Here is a 19,308-nt window from a genome sequence, read left to right as displayed (position 1 = left end):
CTGCCCTATGGTCCGGCCCCGACCGCCCGACCTTCATGCCACGAAAAGCAAGCTGACAATGCAGGTTTTTTTGGTCGCAGGGGAGTTTTTTGTCTGGTTTGGCCGCGAGTGCGCGGTTAACGTCCGGGCCGTCCACCCCACCGAAGTTCCCCGCATGACTTTCGTAAGCCGGCTCATCCTGGTCGCCGTCGTATCCGTGACCGCTGCGGTGGTGGCGGTCGCGGTGATCGCGTTCTCGGCCAGCGATCGGGTGGGCGAGGAGATCGAGCGTGCCCGCGTCGCCAACCTGCTCGGCACGCTGCGCGCCTCCACCGAGGCGAACCTCTCCATCGGCCTGCTTCTGGACCAGATTTCCCTGCTGCAGCCGCGCATCGAGCGCGAGAAGGCGGGCGACCCCTCCATCCTCGCCATCGACATCTTTAATTCCGCGGGCCGCGCCATCTATTCCACCGACCGCAGCGTGATCGGCGAAGAGGTGAGCCCGGACTGGGTGAAGCGGCTGGGCGACGATAACCAATGGGCTGCGGCCGAGCGCGGCGACACTGTGTTCGGCACCCGCTTCGAGAACGACCTCGGTGTCGCCGGCGGCATCTCGGTCACGGTGTCGGACGAGGCGCGCAGTGCCCGCGCAGACCGGCTCGGCCTCGACCTTCTGATCCGCACGGGGGTGCTTTCGCTCGCCGCGTCCATCGCCGCCATCATTGCCGCCGTGGCGTTCGTCCACGTGCTGACGCGCCCGTTCGACCGGGTGGGAAAGGTGCTGCGGGGGGAAGGCGGGTCCACCGGCGACGATGGCGGCCTTGCGCCCCTTGCCGAGGCCACAGTGAAGAGCTGGCGCGATGCCGAGGCGCGGGTCGACCGGGGCCTTGGCCAGCTTGGAGCACTCGACGATGCGGCCTGAGATCGCCGAAAGCGGCCGCGCGCGCCTGGTCACCGGGCTGTTCGCCCTTATTCTCACACTCGTTCTCGGCGGCATCGCAGCGGCGGTGCTCGTCAACGGCTATCGCGCCCGGGTCGAGGAGAGTGCGCGGCGCGACGCGCTGGTGATCGGCACGTCGGTCGCCCGCACCCTCGCCCAGCAGTTCGAGAAGGCGGCACGCTTCGGCATCCCCCTGAAGCTGCTTCCCGGCGTGGAACAGCACCTCTCCGAGACATTGACCCGCACGCCCGGCCTGACCCAGATCGTGCTGCGCGGATCGGACGGTCGTGAGATCCGCAGCGCCATCGGTGAGCATTCCGGCACCGATTCGGTGAGCGCTCCCGTGGTGGTGGATGGCAATACGGTGGCGGCGGTGGAAGTCACCACAAATCCCGCCGCCCTCGCCACCTCCTTCGCCGACATCGGCCTCAAGGCAGCGATGGTGGTGACGGTCTGTGCGGCGCTGGCGGCGCTGGCCGCCGGCCTGCTGGTGGGCAATGCGCTCGAGCGTGCCCGCACCCGCCTCGCCAACGGCCTGGCCGAGGCGGTGAACGGCCAGTACGGCGAGCGCGACGTGATGATTCAACACCGCCGCCGTCAAGGTGCGCGGGGGGCGGTGGGTCGGGCCTTCCGGGAACTTGAGCACGGCAACCGCAGGGTGGCCGAACGCCGATCGGTATTCGAGGCCTATGCGGAGGAGCTTCTGGCGGTGGATTTCGACGGCGGGCTCAGGCCGGACGTGGAACGGGTCCGGCGCGAGGTGATGGCGCCGCCCGGCCGCGCCGACAAGGTGCGGGGGTCGTGATGCTGCTGCGGACCCGCATCACCCTCATCGTCGCCACCGGCTTCACCGTGCTCATGCTGGGCATCTGGGGTGCCACGGTGCTGCGCGACCGCGTCGCCCAGGCCCGCGAGGGCGAGCTGGCCATCGAGGGTCAGACCGTCCTCTGGCGCGAGATCGTCGCCTTCCAGACCGCCAATCTCGCCCGCATCCTCGAGCGCATCGACACCTCCTCGCCCTTCCGCATCGCGCTGAGCTTCTCGGACCGCCCGGGCATCGCCGCGGCGATCCGAGAGGTCGGCATCGATATCGACGACCCAGCCACCTATTTCGAGGTTGTGGCGGCCGACCGCGAGGTGGTGTTCAGCGACGGCACCACCAATGCCCGCTACATCCTCGACGCCGGCAGCCTCGACCGGGCGCTCAAGGGCGAGGTGCTCTCCGGGCTGCGGCAGATCAGCGGTTCGCAGGTGATCGTCATCACCACCCGCACGGTGGAACTGCCCGGCCGCGGCCGGGCCGTGCTGGTGCTCGGGCGCGATGCCGCGCTCGGCATGGAGCGCTTCGCCCGCGGCATCAGCGCCGCCACCACCCTCATCACCCTCCGCGGGCGGGTGGTCGCCAGCACCGATTTCCGCCTGTGGGAACGGGCCAAGGTCTCCATCACGCCGCGCCGCCCCACCGCCGAGCAATTGTTGCTGGACGGGCGCAACTACAACGTCACTTCCATTCCGATCGCGGACGTGAGCGGCAGCGCCGTGGGCGCGCTTGTGAGCCTGGAAGATACCACCCAGACGGTGCAGGCGACCGCCTTCATCCGCCAGTCGGCCGTGGCCGGCGCCATCGGCCTCGTGCTGCTCGGCGTCATCGGTCTCAATGTCTTCCTCTGGTACAGTTTCCGGCCTCTGGAATCGGCCATCGACGTGCTGCAGGCCCTGTCGCGCGGCGACACCTCGGTCACGGTGGGTCATGCCGGCAATGACGAGATCGGCCGTATCGCCGAGGCGGTGGTGGCACTGCGCGGCAACGTGCAGGCCCTGGCCGAGAGCCGGCGCCAGCGCGAGCGCGTGCGGCGGCGGCAGGAGGTGGTGATCTCCGGCGAGTTGCAGGCGCTTGCCGATGCCATCGACCCGACCGACCGGGAGGAGGTTCTGGCTCTCCTCGCCAAGGGCGAGGAGAACGAGAATGACGACGAGCTGAAGCGCGTCGCCCGCGTGCTCCACGATCTGTCGCGGCGCATCGTCGAGCAACACACCCGCCTCTCGTCCATGGTGGTGGAGCTGCGCGAGGCCCTCATCACCAAGACCAAGCTTGCCGGCCTACAGCAGGAGCTGGAGATTGCCCGTCAGGTGCAGCTCGCCATCCTGCCCAAGGAATTCCCGCCGGATGCGCGTGTCGCCGTGCATGGCCAGATGACGCCCGCGCGCGAGGTGGGCGGCGACTTCTACGACTACTTCATGGTCGACGACACCACGCTCGGCTTCGTGGTGGCGGACGTCTCCGGCAAGGGTGTGCCAGCCGCCCTGTTCATGGCCATCTCCCGCACCCTGCTGCGCTCGACCGCGCTGTTCGAGCGCTCTCCGGCGGGCTGTATCCGCCGCCTGAATGACCTGCTCGCGGTGGAAAACGAGCAGATGCTGTTCGTGACCGTGCTCTATGGCGTGGTGGACCTCTCCTCGGGGAAGGTCACTTATGTGAATGCCGGCCACAACCTGCCCTACCGCATCGCCCGTTCCGGCGAGGTCACCACCGTGCCCTCCACGGGCGGCATGGCGGTGGCAGTGCTGGAAGGCTTCGTCTACCAGCAGCACGAGTTGCACCTCGCCCCCGGCGACACGCTCTTCCTCTATACGGACGGCGTGACCGAGGCCTTCGACATCGACGAGCAGCCCTACGGCGAGGAACGTGTCGAGGAACTGCTGCGCGGCGGCGCCGCCGACTGGTCGGTGGCAGAGCTCAACGAGCGGGTGCTGGCGGCGGTGCACGTCTTCGAGCGTGGTGCGCCCCAGGCCGACGACATCACCTGCCTGACCCTGCGTTACTTCGGCGGCCACGGCCCGCGCCGCACACGCTGATCGTGCCCCCGTGTGACGCCTGATGCTTCGCCAGTGCGGGCGCACGGCAGAATATGCGTGCGTGCCGGGCGCCGAGGCGGTAAGCGTGCCCGGCAGGGTCTTGGAAACACGTGCCTGAAGCATCGAGGGAGCCAACCCTCACCGGAGGTCGACAGCTGACGCCTGAAAGCGCCGGCGCAACGGCCTCCCGCCGACCAGAGAGGGGGAAACGCAGCATCCGGGGCGGCGCAGCCGTGCCGGTCTGATCCCGGTGCCCCGCCGGGGACGGAGAGGATTGTCATGTCCATCGAAGCGCGCGCGGCCCGCTGGCCCGCGGCCGAGGTTTCCTCCATCGGCGCCGTCTGCAGCGCTCATTTCTGCAGCCATTTCCTCCAGCTCGCGCTCGCTCCGCTCTTCATCATGATGCGGGCCGACCTCCAGGTCTCCTTCATCGAGCTGGGACTCGTGCTGTCCGTCTTCTACCTGTTCTCGGGCGCCGGACAGGTGGCGGCCGGGGTGCTGGTGGACCGCTTCGGCGCCGATCGGCTGCTTCTGGCCGGCATCCTCACCCAAGGCGCCGCGACGGCCGCCATGGGATTTGCGCCCACCTATCTTCTGCTGCTGCCGCTGGCTGCGCTCGCCGGCCTGGGCAACTCGGTCTATCACCCGGCCGACCTCTCCATCCTCAGTCACAAGGTTGCGGCACCCCGGCTCGGGCGCGCCTTCGCCGCCCATGTGATCGCGGGGAGCATCGGCTTCGGCCTGTCGCCCATCGTGTCCGGCGCGATCGGCGCGCATTTCGGCTGGCGCACGGCGCTCATCGCCATGGGGCTGCTGGTGCTGCTGGTGGGGCTCCTGCTCGCCGTCTTCCGCGGGCCGCTGCGCGCGCCGGCGGGACGTGCAGCCCACGCGGCGGCCGGAGGGGCACCGCTGTCTTTCCTGCAGGTGCTGGCCATGCCCGTGGTGCTGATGGCCTTTCTCTATTTCACCCTCACCTCGGTGGCCCTTTCCGGCCTGCAGAGCTTCTCCATCGTCGCGCTGCAGGAGGGCTTCGGCGCGGCGGTGGCGCTGGCGACGCTGGCCGTGGCGCTGTTCCAAGTGGGCAACACCGCGGGCGTCGCCATCGGCGGGCATGTGGCGGACCGCTCCGCCCAGCATCACCAGATCGCCATGGGCGGCCTCGCCGCTGCTGCGCTGTTCGGTTTCCTCGCCGCCTGGCTTCAGACGGCGCCGGAGGTGACGGTGGGGCTGATCGCGCTGGTGGGTTTCTTCATGGGGCTCACCACCCCCTCGCGCGACGTGCTCGTGCGCACGGCGGCGCCGGCCGGCGCGACGGGCAAGGTGTTCGGCATCGTCTATTCGGGCTTCGACATCGGCTCACTGGTGGGGCCGCTGCTGTTCGGCCTGATGCTCGACCACCATCATCCGCGCATGGTGATTGCCGGCGCGGCTGCCGCCCTCGCCCTCGCGGTCGGCACCGCCTTCGCTGTGCGCCGCCGGCCGGACTAGGATCCAAGTCCCACAAGCCTGAGCGGTGACAAACCAGAAAACGGCGCGGCTCCTGAAGGGGCCGCGCCTTATGCGTCCCTCAATCCAGCAGCACCTTGCCGGGATTGGAAAGGCCGCGCGGATCCACGGCGCGCTTGATGGCGGCCATCAGTTCCAGCGCCACCTTGTCCTTGTACATGGGCAGTTCCTCGCGCTTGAGGATGCCGATGCCATGCTCCGCCGAGATGGAGCCGCCGAGCGAGGCCACGAGATCGTGGACGATGCGGTTGAACTCCTCCCAGGTGGCGAGGTAGGCCGCCTTGTCCATGCCCTCGGGCTGGCTGAGGTTGTAGTGGATGTTGCCATCGCCCATGTGGCCGAAGGCGCAGATCCGGATGCCCGGCATGTGCGCCTCGCACAGCCGGTTCGCCTCGGCGATGAAATACGGCACCTTCGACACCGGCACGGACACATCGTGCTTGATGGAGCCACCCTCGAACTTCTGCGCGTCGGACATGTCCTCGCGCAGCTTCCACAAGGCGTCGCACTGGGCTTCCGAGGAGCCCACCACCGCGTCCTCGATCTCACCCGCCTCGAACGCCGCCTCGAACGTGTCGAGGGCAAGCTGGGACAGGTCGTCGTTGGGACGGGTGGATGTGAGTTCCGCGAGCACGTACCAAGGATGCCGCTCCGCCAGCGCACGCACCGAGCCGGGCATGTGCTTGAGCACGATCTCCATGCCGAAGTCCGGCATGATCTCGAAGCCGGTCAGGCTGTCGCCGGCCGCATTGCGCAGGCGGCGGAACAGGGAGAGCGCGGTCTCGGGATCGGCAATGCCCAGCAGCGCCGTCGCCCGGGCGCGGGGCGCCGGGAACAGGCGCAGCACGGCAGCGGTGATGATGCCCAGCGTGCCTTCCGCGCCGATGAAGAGGTCCTTCAACGCGTAGCCGGTATTGTCCTTGCGCAGGCGCGAGAGGCCGTTCCAGATGCGCCCGTCCGGCAGCACCACCTCAAGGCCGAAGGCAAGTTCGCGCATGTTGCCGTAGCGAAGAACAGCCGTGCCACCGGCATTGGTGGAGAGGTTGCCGCCGATCTGGCAGGAGCCTTCCGAGCCGATGGAGAGCGGGAACAGGCAGCCCGCCCCCTCCGCCGCCTGCTGCACCTGGTACAGCGTGCAGCCGGCCTCGGCGACGACGGTGAGGTCCACCGGATCGAGGTCGCGGACGCGGTTCAGCCGGCGCAGCGAGAGCAGCAGCGCGCCGAACGGCACCTGCCCGCCGACGAGGCCCGTATTGCCGCCCTGCGGCACCACCGGCACGCCGGCCTCGGCGCAGGCGGCGACCACGAAGGCGACTTCCTCCGTGTTGGCGGGCTCGACCAGCGCAGGGGTCGTTCCCTGGTAGAGGCCCCGCCCCTCCACCAGATGGGGGGCGAGGTCGTGGGCGTCGGTGCGCACATGGGCTGCGCCGATACGGGCGGCGATGCGGTCCAGAAGGCCGGAGAGGCGGACGGCATCGAGAAGGATGGGTTGGGGGGCATGGCTCGACATGGGGGCGCAAGGTGCATCAGCCGCCGCCGCCGGGCAAGCATCCGATGGGCCGCGGGGGAGCGCGAAAGCGCCGCGCGGCGGATGGGGCGCGGGCCTTCCGCTTGGCAAAGCCGGACATAAGAGCTAGAGCCGCTGCCGCCGCCGCCAACCCGTTGAAGGCGCACTGCACCGGAGATCAGATGACCGACCGCGTCCTCGTCGCCCGCATCGGCGCCCCCCATGGCGTGAGGGGCGAGGTGCGGCTGTTCGTCTTCACCGAGGATCCGGCCACGATCCTCGATTACGATCCGCTCACCGACGCCACCGGCCGCACCCGCTATCGCATCACGGCGTTGCGCGCGGCCAAGGACCATTTCGTCGCCCGCCTTGCCCACGTCGCCGACCGCACCGCCGCCGAGGCGCTGACCAATGTGGACCTGTATGTCCCGCGCGAGGCATTGCCCCCGCCGGAGGACGAGGACACCTTCTATCATGCGGACCTGATCGGCCTCGCGGTGGAGGACGAGACCGGCGCGCGCATCGGCACCGTTGTCGCGCTGCACGATTTCGGCGCCGGCGACATCCTCGAATATGCCCCTGCCCTCCCCGGCATCCGGGCGAAGACGCTCATGGTGCCCTTCTCCCGCGACGCCGTGCCGGTGGTGGACGTGAAGGCGGGCCGGGTGGTCATCGCCGAAGCCTTCGTCGAGCGCCGCGACCCCGAGCCCGAGGCGGGCGAAGACAAGGGGGGCTGAGGCAGGCCGATTTGACTCCCGCCCCGCCCAGCGCCCATCTCACCCCATGACCTTCCGCGCCAGCGTCCTCACCCTTTATCCCGAGATGTTCCCCGGCCCGCTCGGCCATGCGCTCGCCGGCCGTGCGCTGACGAACGGGCTATGGAGCCTGGAGGCGGTGCAGATTCGCGACCACGCCCTCGACCGTCACCGCTCGGTGGACGACACCCCGGCGGGCGGGGGACCGGGCATGGTGATGCGGGCCGATGTGCTCGCCCGCGCCATCGACGCCGTCTCCCCGCCCGACGATCCCCGCCCCCGCCTGCTGATGACCCCGCGCGGCCGGCCGCTGACGCAGGCCCGCGTGCGGGAGCTGGCGGCGGGTCCGGGCGCGGTCATCCTCTGCGGGCGGTTCGAGGGGGTGGACGAGCGCATCGTCGCGGCGCGCGGCCTCGAGGAGGTCTGCGTGGGCGATGTGGTGCTCTCAGGCGGCGAGGCGGCGGCGCTCCTGCTGCTCGATGCCTGCGTGCGGCTCATCCCCGGCGTCATGGGCAAGGTGGAGAGCGGCACGGACGAGAGCTTCTCCCACGGCCTGCTGGAATATCCGCAATACACCCGGCCGCAGCTGTTCGAGGGGGCAGGCATCCCCGAGGTGCTGACCTCCGGAGATCATGCCCGCATCGCCCGTTGGCGGCAGGCCGAGGCGGAAGCCGTCACGCGCGCGCGGCGACCTGACCTTCTTGCCCCGGGCCTTCTTGCCCGGGCGCGTGACGGATCCACGACGGAAAGGGAATGACAGCGCCCCTTTTCTCCTGTATGGAGCCGCGTCCCTTAACTTAAAACGACACGACGTGGCGCCGGGGCGACATGCTCCGAAGCGGCACCAAGAGGTTGGCGACAATGAACATTATCCAGACGCTCGAAGCCGAGCAGGCGACCAAGCTCGCCGAGAAGCGGGCCATTCCCGAGTTCCAGCCCGGTGATACCGTGATTGTGAACGTGAAGGTGGTCGAAGGCGAGCGCACCCGCGTGCAGGCCTACGAGGGCGTGGTGATCGCCCGTTCCGGCGGTGGCCTGAACGAGAGCTTCACCGTCCGCAAGATTTCCTACGGCGAAGGCGTGGAGCGCGTGTTCCCGGTCTATTCGCCGCTGATCGATTCCATCAAGGTGGTCCGTCGCGGCAAGGTGCGTCGCGCCAAGCTCTATTACCTGCGCGACCGTCGTGGCAAGTCTGCCCGTATCGCCGAGCGTCAGGACCGCACGACCGACGCCAAGGGTGGCAAGAAGGCCAAGGGCGCCAAGGCTCCCGCCGCCGCCGAGTGAGGCGCGGACCCTTCTTCTGAGTGAAACGCGCCGTCGGCCCAGCCGGCGGCGCTTTTTTATGGGCTGAGCCGCTCCGGGCTCGCCCGAAGGCGCGCGATCAGCCCCTCGGGATCGGCCTCATAGGCCTGCCGCACCCGCTCAAGCGCCCCCGCTCCACCGCCGCGATGGCCGGCGCCGCCCACATGCAACCAGCCGTCCGCTAGCAGGAACGGCTCCATCTCGCCTGTTTCGGGATCCGTGAGATGCACCCGCCGACGGGTCGACATCCGAAGCCCGGCGAGGTCCAGGTGGCGGTAGAGCACGCTCCAGTTCTGCCCGCCGGTGTCGAGGGTGAGCGGCGTGTCGGTGCCAAAGTCGAGCGGCAGGGCCTTCACCGCCGCGGAATCGAAGACGCAATAGCCCGGCCACAGGTACCAGGCGCCATTGCCCTCCCCCTCCCGCACCATGCCATAGCAGGGCTGGCCCGCGAGCCGCGCCGCAAGGTCGGTCGGCTCCAGCGGGATCAGGTCGTGGTCGAGCAAGGCGAAGGCGCGCGGGGCGGCGGGCCGGATGAGGTTCGCATAGATCCAGTTCAGCGCCACGCCGTGGGAGCGGGAGCCGTTGCGCGCGCCGCGATAGGGCGTCGGCGGCAGGGGGCAGTAGATGAGCCCGCGCCGCGCGGACAGCGCCGCTATGGCGGTGCGGGCGGCGGGGGCCGTGGAATTGTCGCAGACGACCAGCGGCGTGCCGGGCAGGAAGCGCCCCATCGCATCAGCCAAGAAATCCACCGCCTGCGGCAGGTTGAAGGCCACCGTGAAGGCGACGACCGGCGCCCTCTCGGCGGCGATCCGCGCCACAACCTCGGCCTGCTCCGGCGTCCGGCGCCGGGCGTAGATGCGATCCACCACGACATTGCGGGCGCGGCGCAGCCGGTGGGCGAGCGGGGTCAGCACGAGCCATTCGGCGGGAGCGTAATCGGCAAGGTCGCGCATGGACGCCTTCAAGGGACCCGGCAGAGTGCCGGGCCGGGACAGGAACGAACTGGCGCGGATCGCCGCAGGCCGGCCTGGCGCCGCGCTCCGCCGCGGGCGTTCTAGAAGGACTTGGCGGGAAGGTCCATGCCGCCGGCCTGCTTCACGCCAAAGCATGGCGCGCCGGGAGACTTGACCGCACCGGCTCCAGAAGGTGAGGTATCATACGAGTCCGCCAGCCCCAGCGGACAGCCCCAGCCCGGACCCCCATGGCGAACGACCTCACCCTCAGGATCGTGATCGTCGACGAGAGCGACGTGCGCGCCGCCATCCTGGAGGAGGGTCTCAAGGAGGCGGGCTTCGAGACGGTGCTGCGCATCACCGGCCGCAACAACCTGCTGGAGCGCATCTACGCCATCGATCCGGACGTGATTCTGATCGACCTCGAAGATCCCTCCCGCGACACCATCGAGCAGATGTTCCAGGTGAGCCGCGAGGTGAAGCGACCGGTCGCCATGTTCGTGGACCAGACCGACTCGAAGACCATCGAGGACGCCATCGAGGCGGGCGTCGCCTCCTATGTGGTGGACGGGCTGAGGAAGGAGCGGGTGAAGCCGATCCTCGAAACCACCATCTCCCGCTTCCGCGCCTTCGCCCGCCTCAAGGCGGAGCTGGAGGAGGCGAAGACCCAGCTGGAAGAGCGCAAGGCCATCGACCGGGCCAAGATGCTGCTCATGAAGATGAAGGGCATCGACGAGGAGGCCGCCTACCACCTCCTGCGCCGCACCGCCATGAACGAAAAGAAGCGCATCGTCGACATCGCCCAATCCATCATCACCGCCGCGGAGCTTCTGCGATGAGACGCCTCGCCATCGGCTTCATTCCCCTGACCGACGCCGCCGTGCTGATCGCTGCAGCGGAGCGCGGCTTCGCCATGGCCGAGGGCATCGAGATCGACCTGCACAAGGAGGTCTCCTGGGCCAACATCCGTGACAAGGTGAACATCGGCCTCCTGGACGGCGCCCACATGCTGGGACCGCTCGCCATCGCCTCCTCGCTCGGCCTCGGCCATGTGCGGGTGCCGCTGGTGGTGCCGTTCGCGCTCAACCTGAATGGCAGCGCCATCACCATCGACAAGCACGTCTACGCGGCCATGGGCGAGGTGGGCGAAGACCTTTCAACGGCCCCCGGCGCAGCGCTGGCGCTGGGCAAGGTGGTGCGGCAGAGGAAGGCGGAGGGGCGTGACCCGCTGGTGTTCGCCGCGGTCTATTCCTTCTCCACCCACACCTATCTGATCCGCCATTTCCTCAAGGCCGGCGGGGTGGACCCGGACCGCGACGTGCGCCTCGTGGTGGTGCCGCCGCCCTTCATGGCGGAAAGCCTGCGCGGCGGGCTCATCCACGGTTTCTCGGTGGGCTCGCCTTGGAATTCGGTGGCGGTCGATTCAGACGTTGGCCGCATCGCGGTGCTCGGCGCCGAGCTGTTCGGCTGGGTGCCGGAGAAGGTGCTGGGCGTCCACGCCCGCTTCGCCAATGCCGAGCCGGAGGTGCTGCACCGCCTCGTACGCGCCCTCTACGCCGCGGCCCGCTGGTGCGAGGACCCGGCCAACCATGAGGACCTCGCCAAGCTGCTGGGGGAGCCGCGCCACCTCAACCTGCCAGCCGACATCCTCCGCCGCACGCTGGACGGCCGGCTCCACACCGCGCCGGGCGGGGTGCTCAGGTCCCATCCGGACTATCTGGTGCTCAACCGCGATGGCGCCAACCGGCCGGCGCCGGACCATGCGCTGTGGATGTATGCCCAGATCGTCGCTGCCGGCCAGGGCGAGTTCGCCGCCGACGCCGCGCGCGAGGCCATGGGGGTCTACCGGCCGGACATCTTCGATGCGGCGGTCGGCCCGGTCCCGGTGAAGCACCCGGAGCCCGACTGCGTCGGCACCCAGTTCGGCGAGATCTTCGATCAGGTCGCCTTTCTGAAGGGCTGAGGACCATCAAGCCCGCGCGGCGCTTGAGCGTGGCAACCAGCCCCGCGCAGCGCCTGAGCGGAGAAAAGGCTCAGTCCGCGTAAGGGTTGTCCTTCTCGCGCAGCGTCAGCCGGATCGGCACGCCGGGCAGATCGAAGGTCTCGCGGATGCCGTTCACCAGATAGCGGATATAGCTCTCCGGCACGGCATCGGTGCGCGAGCAGAACAGCACGAAGGACGGCGGGCGCGCCTTGGGCTGGGTCATGTAGCGCAGCTTGATCCGCCGCCCGGATACCGCCGGCGGCGGATGATTTTCCGTCACCTGCTGGAGGAAGCGGTTGAGCGGATTGGTGGCGACACGCTTGTTCCACACCTTGTGGGCGCTCGCGATGGCCGCCACCAGCTTGTCGAGACCATGACCCATGAGACCGGAGAGGGGGACGATAGGTACGCCCTTCACCTGCGGCAGCAGATGGTCGATCTCCTCGCGCAACCGGGTGGCGAGGCCGCCGCGGGGCACGAGGTCCGCCTTGTTGTAGCCGATGACGAGGGCCCGGCCCTCGCGCGCCACCAGATCGGCGATGCGCAGGTCCTGCTCCTCGAACGGGCGGGTGGCGTCGATGAGGATCACCACCACCTCGGCGAACTTCATGGCGCGCAGGGCGTCGGCGGCGGAGAGCTTCTCCAGCTTGTCGTCGATGCGCGAGCGCTTCCGGAGGCCTGCGGTATCGAACACCTCCAGCGGAATGCCGGCATAGGTGACGTTCACCGAGATGGAATCGCGGGTGATGCCGGCTTCGGGGCCGGTCAAAAGGCGATCCTCGCCGAGCAGCTTGTTGATGAGGGTGGACTTGCCGGCATTGGGCCGGCCGAGCACCGCCACCTTGATGGGCCGGCGCGGCTTCTCGGGCTCGACCTCCCCCTCGGCGGGGATCTCGTCCGCCTCGTCCTCTTCCTCTTCGTCCTCCTCCTCCAGCCGCGTCTGCTCGGGCAGGGCGTCGCAGATGGCGTCGTAGAGGTCGGAGAGGCCCTCGCCGTGCTCGGCGGAGAGCGGGATGGGATCGCCGAGGCCGAGGCCGAAGGCTTCCAGTGTCCCGGCCTCGCCGCCACGCCCCTCGCTCTTGTTGGCGACGAGGATGACCGGCTTGCCGGCCTTGCGCACGAGATCGGCAAAAGCGCGGTCGGTCGGGGTCAGCCCGATGCGGGCGTCGATCATGAAGAGGATGGCGTCGCAATCGCCGATGGCCGCCTCGGTCTGGGCGCGCATGCGCCCTTCCAAGCTCGCCGGGGTCGCCTCCTCGAGGCCAGCGGTGTCGACGATGCGGAAGGTGAGGTCGCCGAGCCGCCCTTCGCCCTCGCGGCGGTCGCGGGTGACGCCGGGGCGATCATCCACCAGCGCGAGCTTCTTGCCCACCAGGCGGTTGAACAGGGTGGACTTGCCGACGTTGGGACGCCCGACGATGGCCAGGGAAAAGGTCATGAAATGGGCTCGCGGCCGGCGGTCGGCTTCAGGTCTGAGGGATCATTGCTGCGGCTGGCCCTTCGGAGGGGTGGCCGGCAGATTGTCGATGGGGGCGTTGGCGTTGCTCGGCTGGCCGAGGCCGGTCGAATAGTCGACGCCGGGCACCCCGTTGGGGAACACGGGCGTGCGTGCGCCCGGCACCGGCGGCTTCTTCTGGTCGAACGGGTTGAGATTCTCCAGCGTCTCGCAGCCGGCGGCCGTCAAGGCGAGGCCGAGCGCGAGCGCGAGGCGCAGGCTGCGGGTGACAGGGCGTGCCATCATCAAGCTTGTCCTCCTCATGCGCGTCGCGGTCATGCGGCTCCTCACGGGGTTCACTGGGTCGGCGCGCTGCCGGCGGCCGCTTCACCCGCGGGGGCGGTGGCCGAGGCGGTGAGCCGCCGGATGAGCTCGGCCCGAGAGCGGACACCGGGCGGGGTCTCGCTGTCGGTGGTGATGTCGGTGGCGGTCTTGTTGGCGGCGGCAAGGTCACCGGCCTTCAGCTCGGCCAGCGCCAGCGTCTCGCGCGCCGAATGGCGCAGCGGGCCGGTGCCGTTGGCGATGCCGCCGATGCGCTGCTTCACTTCCGGCAGGCCGGCCGTATCGACCACCAGCAGGGCGGCGCGCACCAAAGCGAGGTCACGGGCGAGCGGCGGCACGGAATTGTCGGCGGCAATGGCATCGAAGGCGGCGATGCCGGCCGCCTTGTCGCGGGCGGTGGCGGCGGCAGCGGCGCGGAACAGAGCAAGGGTGCGATAGCCGGCCGGCCCGCTCTTGGCGATGGCGGCGAAGGCGGCCTCGGCCTCCTGCATCTTGCCGGCATCGAACAGGGCGACGGCGCTCTCATACGCCTCGCTGGCCTTCACCGCCTGCTCATGGCGCCAGTACTGGTAGCCGCTCCAGCCCGCAGCGGCGAGAATCACCAGCACGCACGCGGCGATGATCACGCCGCCGAAACGGTCCCAGAGCTTGCGCAGGCGATCGCGCCGGAGGTCTTCCTCGATCTCGTGAAAAATGTCGGTCATGAGCTGAGAGCTTCGGGATCCAGGACTTGGGGGTGGCCTGCCGAAGCAGGACCTTGCCGGCGACGCCGCACCGGGACGAGGGCGCGTAAAGTATCCATGCGGCCTCATCGTGGCAAACGGGCGTTTTTGAGGCGGCTCGGCCTTGGCATGAGGGACGCCCGGCGTAGGATACCCCCGCCCGTTGGGGCACCGGATCGGGAGTTATGGCCGTCACATCCCGCGCGAACCCGTCCCTCGCCGCCGCACAGTCATTTGAATACCGCCTCCAGCGCACGCCGGTGGGTGTGGTGCTGCTCGACACGGATCTGCGCATCCGCTCGGTCAATCCGGTGGCGCTGCGGCTGCTCGCGCCGGCGGGGCAGCGGCTCGCGGGTGTGGATATCCTCTCGCTCCATCCCAGCGAAGCGCGGGACAAGGTGGCTTTTCTCATCGAGCGCGCCCGCGCCTCGCAGGACGGCACCTCCTCCCTGGTGGTGACCACCGCCATGGGCACGCTGGTCGCCAAGGTCAGCCGGCTCGAGGCCGCACCGGACGCCCCGCCCGACGGTTTCTTGATGATGATCCACGCCTTGGTCGAGGCGCCCATGATGGGCCGCACCGCCGGGGCCGATCTGGAGGTGGAGGGGCTGGCGGTGGCGGGCGCGGAGGCCATGGCAGCCCTGTGCCCCCTCATGAAACTCCCGCTGGTGCGCGGCAAGGGCGATGTCATCAGCCTCATCGACGTGACCGAAGTCGCCTTCCTGGTGGCGCAGGGACACTATGCGGAGGCGCGCACCGCCACCTTCTCCGCCTTCTGCCCGCGGCCGCTCGCCGATCTGGAGCGCCGGCTCGATCCAGCGCAGTTCGTGCGCGTGCATCGGCGCTATCTCGTCAACATGCGCCACGTTCGCGCCGCCGCGCGTGAGGACGGCGGCTGGCATCTCGTCATGGCGGATGCCGGCGAGACACGGGTCCCGGTCAGCCGGGGCAAGGTGGAGGATATCCGGCGGCGGCTGGGGGTCTGAGGCGCGGCGCCGACCGCCGTTCGTGCAGCCCTGATGCCGTTCGTGCAGGACGCTTGTGGGCCGCGCCTTCGGCTTTGAAGCCGGCTCCCTTCACCGCCCATGGTCTCCTCGACGCGCTTCGGCGCCCGATGGAGGACGATGCATGACCGAAGCTGCCGCCGGCTTTCCCGCTTTGCCCTTCGCGCTCGAAGCGCCGGACCGCTACCTGACGTTCCAGGGGATCGATTTCGAAGGGAACATGAAAGTGGTGCTCACGCACCTGTTCCGCTACATCGACGACCCAGCCCATGGCAACGCCTTCTGGGACCGCTTCAAGGCCCGGCTGTCAGCCGCAGAGGCGGGCGGCGCCACCATCTGCGACAAGCTGCTGCTGCTCCATTCCCACGTCTATTACATGGTCGAGCTATTCGAGGAGCACGAGGACGAGGTCGCGCTGACCGACCTGAAAAGGCTGGAGGAAGAGTGCTTCTGATCGTCACCCGGCCTCGGGTGGCGGCGCGGGACGGAAGCCGGCCCGCTTCAGCCGCACGATGGCGAGATCCAGGGCGGAGAGGAATTCGGACCGGGCGCGCGGCGAAAACGGTTTCGGACCTCCGGTGACGGCGCCGGCCGAACGCAGCTCTTCCATCAGGTTCCGGGTGGCGAGTTGCATGCCGATGGAATTGGCGGTGAAGGGCCGCCCGTCCGGCGCGATCACTGAGGCCCCAGTGGCGACGCAGCGTGAGGCGAGCGGCACGTCAGCCGTCACCACCACGTCTCCGCGCGAGACGCGGGCGGCGATGAAGTCATCCGCCACATCGGGGCCGGAGGGCACGATGACCCGCTCCACCAAAGGATGGCGCGGCACCATGAGCGGCGCATTGGCCACCACCAGCACGCGGATGTGGTGGCGGAAGGCGACCTTGTACGCCTCCTCCTTCACCGGGCAGGCGTCGGCGTCGATATAAAGGGCAATGGGCTCTTCGCGGGGGGCGCTCATGCCTGACCCATGGCAGGCCGGCGGCGCGGCGGCAAGGTGGCCCGGCCCGCCTCATGCGGCGGGCGCGGGCTCCTCCGCCGGAGCATCGGCGGGCTGGGACGAGGCGCGGCGCTTGCGCCAGGGGATGGCGATGGTGGCGAGATTGTCCAGCATCCCGAGCAGCTTGCCGCCCTGCTCCAGCTCGCGGTCCAGCGCCGCCATGGTGGGCGCCAGGCCCGGATCCTCGTCCTTCAGCCAAGTATCGAGCACGCGGGCGAACAGAACAGCCAGCCCCTTGGCCCTGACGCTGCCGGACAGGCCCGCGCAATCGATGCCCGCCGCCGCCAGCATCCAGCGCTGCGACGCTTCGGAAAGCCGCAACAGAGTGAGTGCGAGGATCGGATCACGGCGGGCGGAGCGGGAGAGGCCGCGCACGGCCTCCCGGTGGGGCTCCAGCGCATCAAGGCGGCGCATGAGCACTTCGAACAGCCGCTCGCGCGGCCCCTCCCCCGCCAGATCGTCGCTGTCCGGACCGCCCTCGGCGAGCACCTGCCGATCGGTGGTTCGGAAGAAGGCGGCGAGGAGATCGTCGGTCGATGCGTACGAAGCGCGCATCTGCGCCAGCGGCACGCCGCAATGCGCGGCCACCTCGGACAGCGAGATGGCGCGAAACGGCTTCTCGGCCAAAAGATCCAGAAAGCTGCGCAGGCAGGCCCCGCGCGCGGTCTCCGCAGTCATGGCCCTACTCCTCGATAAGAGACGATGCCCTCAGCCGGCGAGTTCCTTGCCGCGCCGGGTGGCGGCGGCAACGGCTTCCACCATCAGGGGCGGAAAGCCGCGGCCTTCATCCATGAGAACGGCCAGCGCCGCCGCGGTCGTGCCGCCGGGCGAGGTCACGTTCTGGCGAAGCGTCGCGGCGGAAAGATCGGACTGGTCCATCAATGCACCCGCACCGGCCACAGTCGCCCGGGCGATGCGGGCCGAGAGGTCCGCCGGCAGACCGGCGGCCGCGCCCGCCTGCGCCATCACCTCGGCGAGAAGGAAAGCATAAGCGGGACCGGAGCCGGAGACGGCGGTCGCCGCGTCCATCAGCGCCTCGTCATCGATCCATTCGACGATGCCGATGGCGCCGAGCAGCGCGGCGGTAAGATCCTTCTGCGCCTGTGTCACGCCCGGCGAGGGTACCGCGACGCTCACGCCGCGACCGATGGCGGCGGGGGTGTTGGGAATGGAGCGGACGATCGCGGCATTCGCGCCGAAGATGTCGCCCATGAATGCCATGGTACGCCCGGCCATCACCGAGACGACAAGGGTTCCCGGCTTCACCAGCGAAGCGACCGCCGGCAGCGCCTGGGGGGCGACCTGCGGCTTCACCGCGAGAAGCAGGACCGACGGCGCCGCGATAGTGTCCAGCGCGGGATTGACCAAGACACCCTTGGCCGCGAGCGCCGACGCCGTTTCGGCCGTCAGGTTGGGATCGAGGACCACGGCCTTGTCCGCCGGGAGGCCCAGCTTGAGCCAGCCTTCCAGCATGGCCGAGCCCATCTTGCCACAGCCAAGCAGCACCACCGGACCAGACAGGGATTTCAGCACGCTCTCGCTCATGACCGCCTCTTGAACCGGACCGCTTTGCAGGCACGTCCGCGCCCGCGGGCCCCGCAGAGGACATCACATAGAGGAGGCTCACGCCCCGCGCCACATCGGCGGCGGGGATCGCACCCACAGCATGGACGCCAGAGGGCCGGCTGCCGCCGGCCCCCGGTGGCGCGGCTCAGGCCTCGCCGACAGTCTCGAACATGGCCGTGTCCATGGCCTCGCGGGCGGTCTTGCCGGCCCAGACCACGAACTGGAAGGCGGGATAATACCGCTCGACCGCATCGAGGGCGGCATCAAGGATGGCCTCGCACTGCCGGTCGGAGGCGGTGGCGCCGCCCGCCAGCACCAGCGCGTGGCGGAACATGATGACGCCTTCCTGGGACCACATGTCGAAATGGCCCAGCCACATCTGCTCGTTGACGAGGGCGAGGAGCTTCAGCACCTCGGGACGGCGCCCTTCCGGCACCTTGAAGTCGAAGGCGCAGGCCACGTGGAGCGCCTCGAGCTCGTCCATCCACTGGAACGAGACATGGCAGTCCGTCCAGCGGCTGGCGAGCGAGAGGGTGATCTCGTCCTCGTCGGAGCGCTCGAACGACCAGTCACGCAGAGCAGCGAGCTGCTCCACGAGATCAACGGGGTTCGCCGGCGCATCGGCTTCGATGTCGATGAGAGACATGGCCTCGACCTCGCGGTTTGAGGAACGCGGAGAGGGTCGAAAGCGGCACTCCGTGTGACAGGCCACGGGCAGACAGTAGCCAGGGCATGCGCAGGCGGCGTGCCGTTCGGAGGCTCGCCGTCAGGACATGTCCCGAAAGAGCGTGTCCTTCAAGAGAGCATCCTGGCGAGGCTGCGCCCCGTCGTATTCGAGCGCTACGACGAACCGGCTCCGAATCGCCACGAAAATCAGTATATCGCGGGTAAAGTTTTCCCCGCTACGACAGATTGTGTGTGCGCCACCCGTCCAGTGCCCTTTTGTCGCAGGGGCGGGATGTCGCCGAATATTCCGCTGCGGAAGGTGTCAGGCAGCTCCGCCGGGCACTTCGGTCTCCGGGCCGGTGGGGCCGGAAGCGGTGGGATGGGTGTGGATGCGCAGGTTCGCCTCCAGCACGGCGATGCGGGCGGAAAGGCGCTCATTCTCCATGCGGGCCTCGGCGACCATGTCCTTCACAGCCTCGAATTCCTCGCGCTTCACAAGGTCCATGTCGCGCAGGAAGCGCTCCATCTGCGACCGCATGACCGTCTCGGCCTCGCGGCGGACCCCCTGGGCCACGCCCGCGGCGTCGTTCACGAGACGCGCCATCTCGTCGAAAAGGCGGCCGGTGGTCTGGGTCATGGAAGTCTCCTGAGGCCAAGCAGCTGCGTGCCGTCACGGCGAAATCGATCCGGCAAGACCGGTGGGCCGAACATGGCGGCAGGGAGCGCAGGACGCAAGGGTGCAGCGCAACATTGCACGATTACCTCCCACGGCCGCTGCCGCCAGCCTTCCC

General features: G+C 69.2%; 21 protein-coding genes. 11 read left to right on the top strand and 10 right to left on the bottom strand.

Going from position 1 to position 19,308, the window contains the following annotated elements; translation table 11 throughout:
* Window positions 1-154 precede the first annotated feature (154 nt).
* The 4 genes from EJ105_RS01285 (at window position 155) to EJ105_RS01270 (ending at window position 5,263) form a co-directional block, all read left to right on the top strand.
* Window positions 155-901: a hypothetical protein gene (locus EJ105_RS01285; RefSeq protein ID WP_029556734.1), complete on the top strand. Its 747-nt coding sequence runs from the start codon at window positions 155-157 to the stop codon at window positions 899-901.
* Window positions 891-1,724 carry a hypothetical protein gene (locus tag EJ105_RS01280; RefSeq protein ID WP_029556733.1) on the top strand — a complete coding sequence of 278 codons (834 nt, stop codon included), beginning with the start codon at window positions 891-893 and terminating at the stop codon, window positions 1,722-1,724. Before EJ105_RS01285 ends, EJ105_RS01280 begins: the two co-directional genes overlap by 11 nt.
* Window positions 1,724-3,775, top strand: a complete 2,052-nt coding sequence (locus EJ105_RS01275) for a SpoIIE family protein phosphatase (protein WP_051678958.1) — start codon at window positions 1,724-1,726, stop codon at window positions 3,773-3,775. The genes EJ105_RS01280 and EJ105_RS01275 overlap by 1 nt, the downstream gene beginning before the upstream one ends.
* 279 nt (window positions 3,776-4,054) lie before the next feature.
* A complete protein-coding gene (locus EJ105_RS01270; protein WP_250165016.1) occupies window positions 4,055-5,263 on the top strand; it encodes an MFS transporter in 1,209 nt (402 codons plus the stop codon).
* Window positions 5,264-5,342: 79 nt separating this feature from the next.
* On the opposite strand, the gene EJ105_RS01265 is transcribed toward EJ105_RS01270, so the two are convergent.
* Entirely contained in the window at window positions 5,343-6,791 is a 1,449-nt protein-coding gene (locus EJ105_RS01265; RefSeq protein WP_250165015.1) for an FAD-binding oxidoreductase, read from the bottom strand.
* A gap of 179 nt (window positions 6,792-6,970) precedes the next feature.
* Here EJ105_RS01265 and rimM point away from each other — a divergent pair, with 179 nt between their 5' ends.
* The 3 genes from rimM (at window position 6,971) to rplS (ending at window position 8,827) form a co-directional block, all read left to right on the top strand.
* Complete coding sequence (rimM, locus tag EJ105_RS01260) at window positions 6,971-7,525, top strand: ribosome maturation factor RimM (RefSeq protein WP_250165014.1); 555 nt, start codon at window positions 6,971-6,973, stop codon at window positions 7,523-7,525.
* A gap of 46 nt (window positions 7,526-7,571) precedes the next feature.
* Complete coding sequence (gene trmD, locus EJ105_RS01255; protein WP_250165013.1) at window positions 7,572-8,300, top strand: tRNA (guanosine(37)-N1)-methyltransferase TrmD; 729 nt, start codon at window positions 7,572-7,574, stop codon at window positions 8,298-8,300.
* Between the two features lie 104 nt (window positions 8,301-8,404).
* Window positions 8,405-8,827, top strand: a complete 423-nt coding sequence (gene rplS / locus EJ105_RS01250) for a 50S ribosomal protein L19 (protein ID WP_029556728.1) — start codon at window positions 8,405-8,407, stop codon at window positions 8,825-8,827.
* A 56-nt stretch (window positions 8,828-8,883) separates the two neighbouring features.
* Here the strand turns inward: rplS and EJ105_RS01245 are convergent, their stop codons facing one another.
* Window positions 8,884-9,798 (bottom strand): hypothetical protein, encoded by a 915-nt coding sequence (locus EJ105_RS01245; protein WP_250165012.1) that lies wholly within the window; start codon window positions 9,796-9,798, stop codon window positions 8,884-8,886.
* A gap of 248 nt (window positions 9,799-10,046) precedes the next feature.
* Between EJ105_RS01245 and EJ105_RS01240 the strand changes: the two genes are divergently transcribed.
* Together EJ105_RS01240 and EJ105_RS01235 are read left to right on the top strand one after the other, a co-directional pair.
* A complete protein-coding gene (locus EJ105_RS01240; protein ID WP_024277102.1) occupies window positions 10,047-10,637 on the top strand; it encodes an ANTAR domain-containing response regulator in 591 nt (196 codons plus the stop codon).
* Entirely contained in the window at window positions 10,634-11,761 is a 1,128-nt protein-coding gene (locus EJ105_RS01235; protein WP_250165011.1) for a CmpA/NrtA family ABC transporter substrate-binding protein, read from the top strand. The genes EJ105_RS01240 and EJ105_RS01235 overlap by 4 nt, the downstream gene beginning before the upstream one ends.
* 70 nt (window positions 11,762-11,831) lie before the next feature.
* On the opposite strand, the gene der is transcribed toward EJ105_RS01235, so the two are convergent.
* From der to EJ105_RS01220, 3 genes are read right to left on the bottom strand one after another with little or no spacing between them, the layout of a single operon-like run.
* Window positions 11,832-13,220, bottom strand: a complete 1,389-nt coding sequence (gene der, locus EJ105_RS01230) for a ribosome biogenesis GTPase Der (protein ID WP_250165010.1) — start codon at window positions 13,218-13,220, stop codon at window positions 11,832-11,834.
* Window positions 13,221-13,262: 42 nt separating this feature from the next.
* Window positions 13,263-13,523 (bottom strand): hypothetical protein, encoded by a 261-nt coding sequence (locus EJ105_RS01225; RefSeq protein WP_024277099.1) that lies wholly within the window; start codon window positions 13,521-13,523, stop codon window positions 13,263-13,265.
* A 50-nt stretch (window positions 13,524-13,573) separates the two neighbouring features.
* Window positions 13,574-14,263: a tetratricopeptide repeat protein gene (locus tag EJ105_RS01220; RefSeq protein WP_029556723.1), complete on the bottom strand. Its 690-nt coding sequence runs from the start codon at window positions 14,261-14,263 to the stop codon at window positions 13,574-13,576.
* 203 nt (window positions 14,264-14,466) lie between these two features.
* Here EJ105_RS01220 and EJ105_RS01215 point away from each other — a divergent pair, with 203 nt between their 5' ends.
* Both EJ105_RS01215 and cowN read left to right on the top strand, forming a co-directional pair.
* Entirely contained in the window at window positions 14,467-15,267 is an 801-nt protein-coding gene (locus EJ105_RS01215) for a PAS domain-containing transcriptional regulator (protein ID WP_250165009.1), read from the top strand.
* A gap of 142 nt (window positions 15,268-15,409) precedes the next feature.
* On the top strand, window positions 15,410-15,739 hold the full coding sequence (gene cowN / locus EJ105_RS01210) for a N(2)-fixation sustaining protein CowN (RefSeq protein ID WP_250165008.1): 330 nt from the start codon (window positions 15,410-15,412) through the stop codon (window positions 15,737-15,739).
* A gap of 3 nt (window positions 15,740-15,742) precedes the next feature.
* Here cowN and EJ105_RS01205 read toward each other — a convergent pair whose 3' ends face one another.
* From EJ105_RS01205 to EJ105_RS01185, 5 genes are all read right to left on the bottom strand, one after another.
* Complete coding sequence (locus EJ105_RS01205) at window positions 15,743-16,246, bottom strand: YaiI/YqxD family protein (RefSeq protein ID WP_250165007.1); 504 nt, start codon at window positions 16,244-16,246, stop codon at window positions 15,743-15,745.
* 51 nt (window positions 16,247-16,297) lie between these two features.
* Window positions 16,298-16,963: a TetR/AcrR family transcriptional regulator gene (locus tag EJ105_RS01200; protein WP_250165006.1), complete on the bottom strand. Its 666-nt coding sequence runs from the start codon at window positions 16,961-16,963 to the stop codon at window positions 16,298-16,300.
* Window positions 16,964-16,993: 30 nt separating this feature from the next.
* Window positions 16,994-17,830 (bottom strand): pyrroline-5-carboxylate reductase, encoded by an 837-nt coding sequence (gene proC, locus EJ105_RS01195; protein WP_250165005.1) that lies wholly within the window; start codon window positions 17,828-17,830, stop codon window positions 16,994-16,996.
* Between the two features lie 166 nt (window positions 17,831-17,996).
* Entirely contained in the window at window positions 17,997-18,497 is a 501-nt protein-coding gene (locus tag EJ105_RS01190; RefSeq protein WP_029556717.1) for a type III secretion system chaperone family protein, read from the bottom strand.
* A 342-nt stretch (window positions 18,498-18,839) separates the two neighbouring features.
* On the bottom strand, window positions 18,840-19,154 hold the full coding sequence (locus EJ105_RS01185; protein ID WP_024277091.1) for an accessory factor UbiK family protein: 315 nt from the start codon (window positions 19,152-19,154) through the stop codon (window positions 18,840-18,842).
* Between the last annotated feature and the right edge of the window lie 154 nt (window positions 19,155-19,308).

Source organism: Xanthobacter aminoxidans, from assembly GCF_023571765.1.
GTDB classification, from domain to species: Bacteria; Pseudomonadota; Alphaproteobacteria; order Rhizobiales; family Xanthobacteraceae; genus Xanthobacter; species Xanthobacter aminoxidans.
The sequence above is the reverse complement of the archived record's forward strand: the minus strand, read 5'-3'. Positions and strand labels throughout refer to the sequence as shown.

Coding starts and splice junctions, on each gene's coding strand:
- EJ105_RS01285 (WP_029556734.1), top strand. CDS start 155: ATGACTTTCGTAAGCCGGCTCATCCTGGTCGCCGTCGTATCCGTGACC.
- EJ105_RS01280 (WP_029556733.1), top strand. CDS start 891: ATGCGGCCTGAGATCGCCGAAAGCGGCCGCGCGCGCCTGGTCACCGGG.
- EJ105_RS01275 (WP_051678958.1), top strand. CDS start 1,724: ATGCTGCTGCGGACCCGCATCACCCTCATCGTCGCCACCGGCTTCACC.
- EJ105_RS01270 (WP_250165016.1), top strand. CDS start 4,055: ATGTCCATCGAAGCGCGCGCGGCCCGCTGGCCCGCGGCCGAGGTTTCC.
- EJ105_RS01265 (WP_250165015.1), bottom strand. CDS start 6,791: ATGTCGAGCCATGCCCCCCAACCCATCCTTCTCGATGCCGTCCGCCTC.
- rimM (WP_250165014.1), top strand. CDS start 6,971: ATGACCGACCGCGTCCTCGTCGCCCGCATCGGCGCCCCCCATGGCGTG.
- trmD (WP_250165013.1), top strand. CDS start 7,572: ATGACCTTCCGCGCCAGCGTCCTCACCCTTTATCCCGAGATGTTCCCC.
- rplS (WP_029556728.1), top strand. CDS start 8,405: ATGAACATTATCCAGACGCTCGAAGCCGAGCAGGCGACCAAGCTCGCC.
- EJ105_RS01245 (WP_250165012.1), bottom strand. CDS start 9,798: ATGCGCGACCTTGCCGATTACGCTCCCGCCGAATGGCTCGTGCTGACC.
- EJ105_RS01240 (WP_024277102.1), top strand. CDS start 10,047: ATGGCGAACGACCTCACCCTCAGGATCGTGATCGTCGACGAGAGCGAC.
- EJ105_RS01235 (WP_250165011.1), top strand. CDS start 10,634: ATGAGACGCCTCGCCATCGGCTTCATTCCCCTGACCGACGCCGCCGTG.
- der (WP_250165010.1), bottom strand. CDS start 13,220: ATGACCTTTTCCCTGGCCATCGTCGGGCGTCCCAACGTCGGCAAGTCC.
- EJ105_RS01225 (WP_024277099.1), bottom strand. CDS start 13,523: ATGATGGCACGCCCTGTCACCCGCAGCCTGCGCCTCGCGCTCGCGCTC.
- EJ105_RS01220 (WP_029556723.1), bottom strand. CDS start 14,263: ATGACCGACATTTTTCACGAGATCGAGGAAGACCTCCGGCGCGATCGC.
- EJ105_RS01215 (WP_250165009.1), top strand. CDS start 14,467: ATGGCCGTCACATCCCGCGCGAACCCGTCCCTCGCCGCCGCACAGTCA.
- cowN (WP_250165008.1), top strand. CDS start 15,410: ATGACCGAAGCTGCCGCCGGCTTTCCCGCTTTGCCCTTCGCGCTCGAA.
- EJ105_RS01205 (WP_250165007.1), bottom strand. CDS start 16,246: ATGAGCGCCCCCCGCGAAGAGCCCATTGCCCTTTATATCGACGCCGAC.
- EJ105_RS01200 (WP_250165006.1), bottom strand. CDS start 16,963: ATGACTGCGGAGACCGCGCGCGGGGCCTGCCTGCGCAGCTTTCTGGAT.
- proC (WP_250165005.1), bottom strand. CDS start 17,830: ATGAGCGAGAGCGTGCTGAAATCCCTGTCTGGTCCGGTGGTGCTGCTT.
- EJ105_RS01190 (WP_029556717.1), bottom strand. CDS start 18,497: ATGTCTCTCATCGACATCGAAGCCGATGCGCCGGCGAACCCCGTTGAT.
- EJ105_RS01185 (WP_024277091.1), bottom strand. CDS start 19,154: ATGACCCAGACCACCGGCCGCCTTTTCGACGAGATGGCGCGTCTCGTG.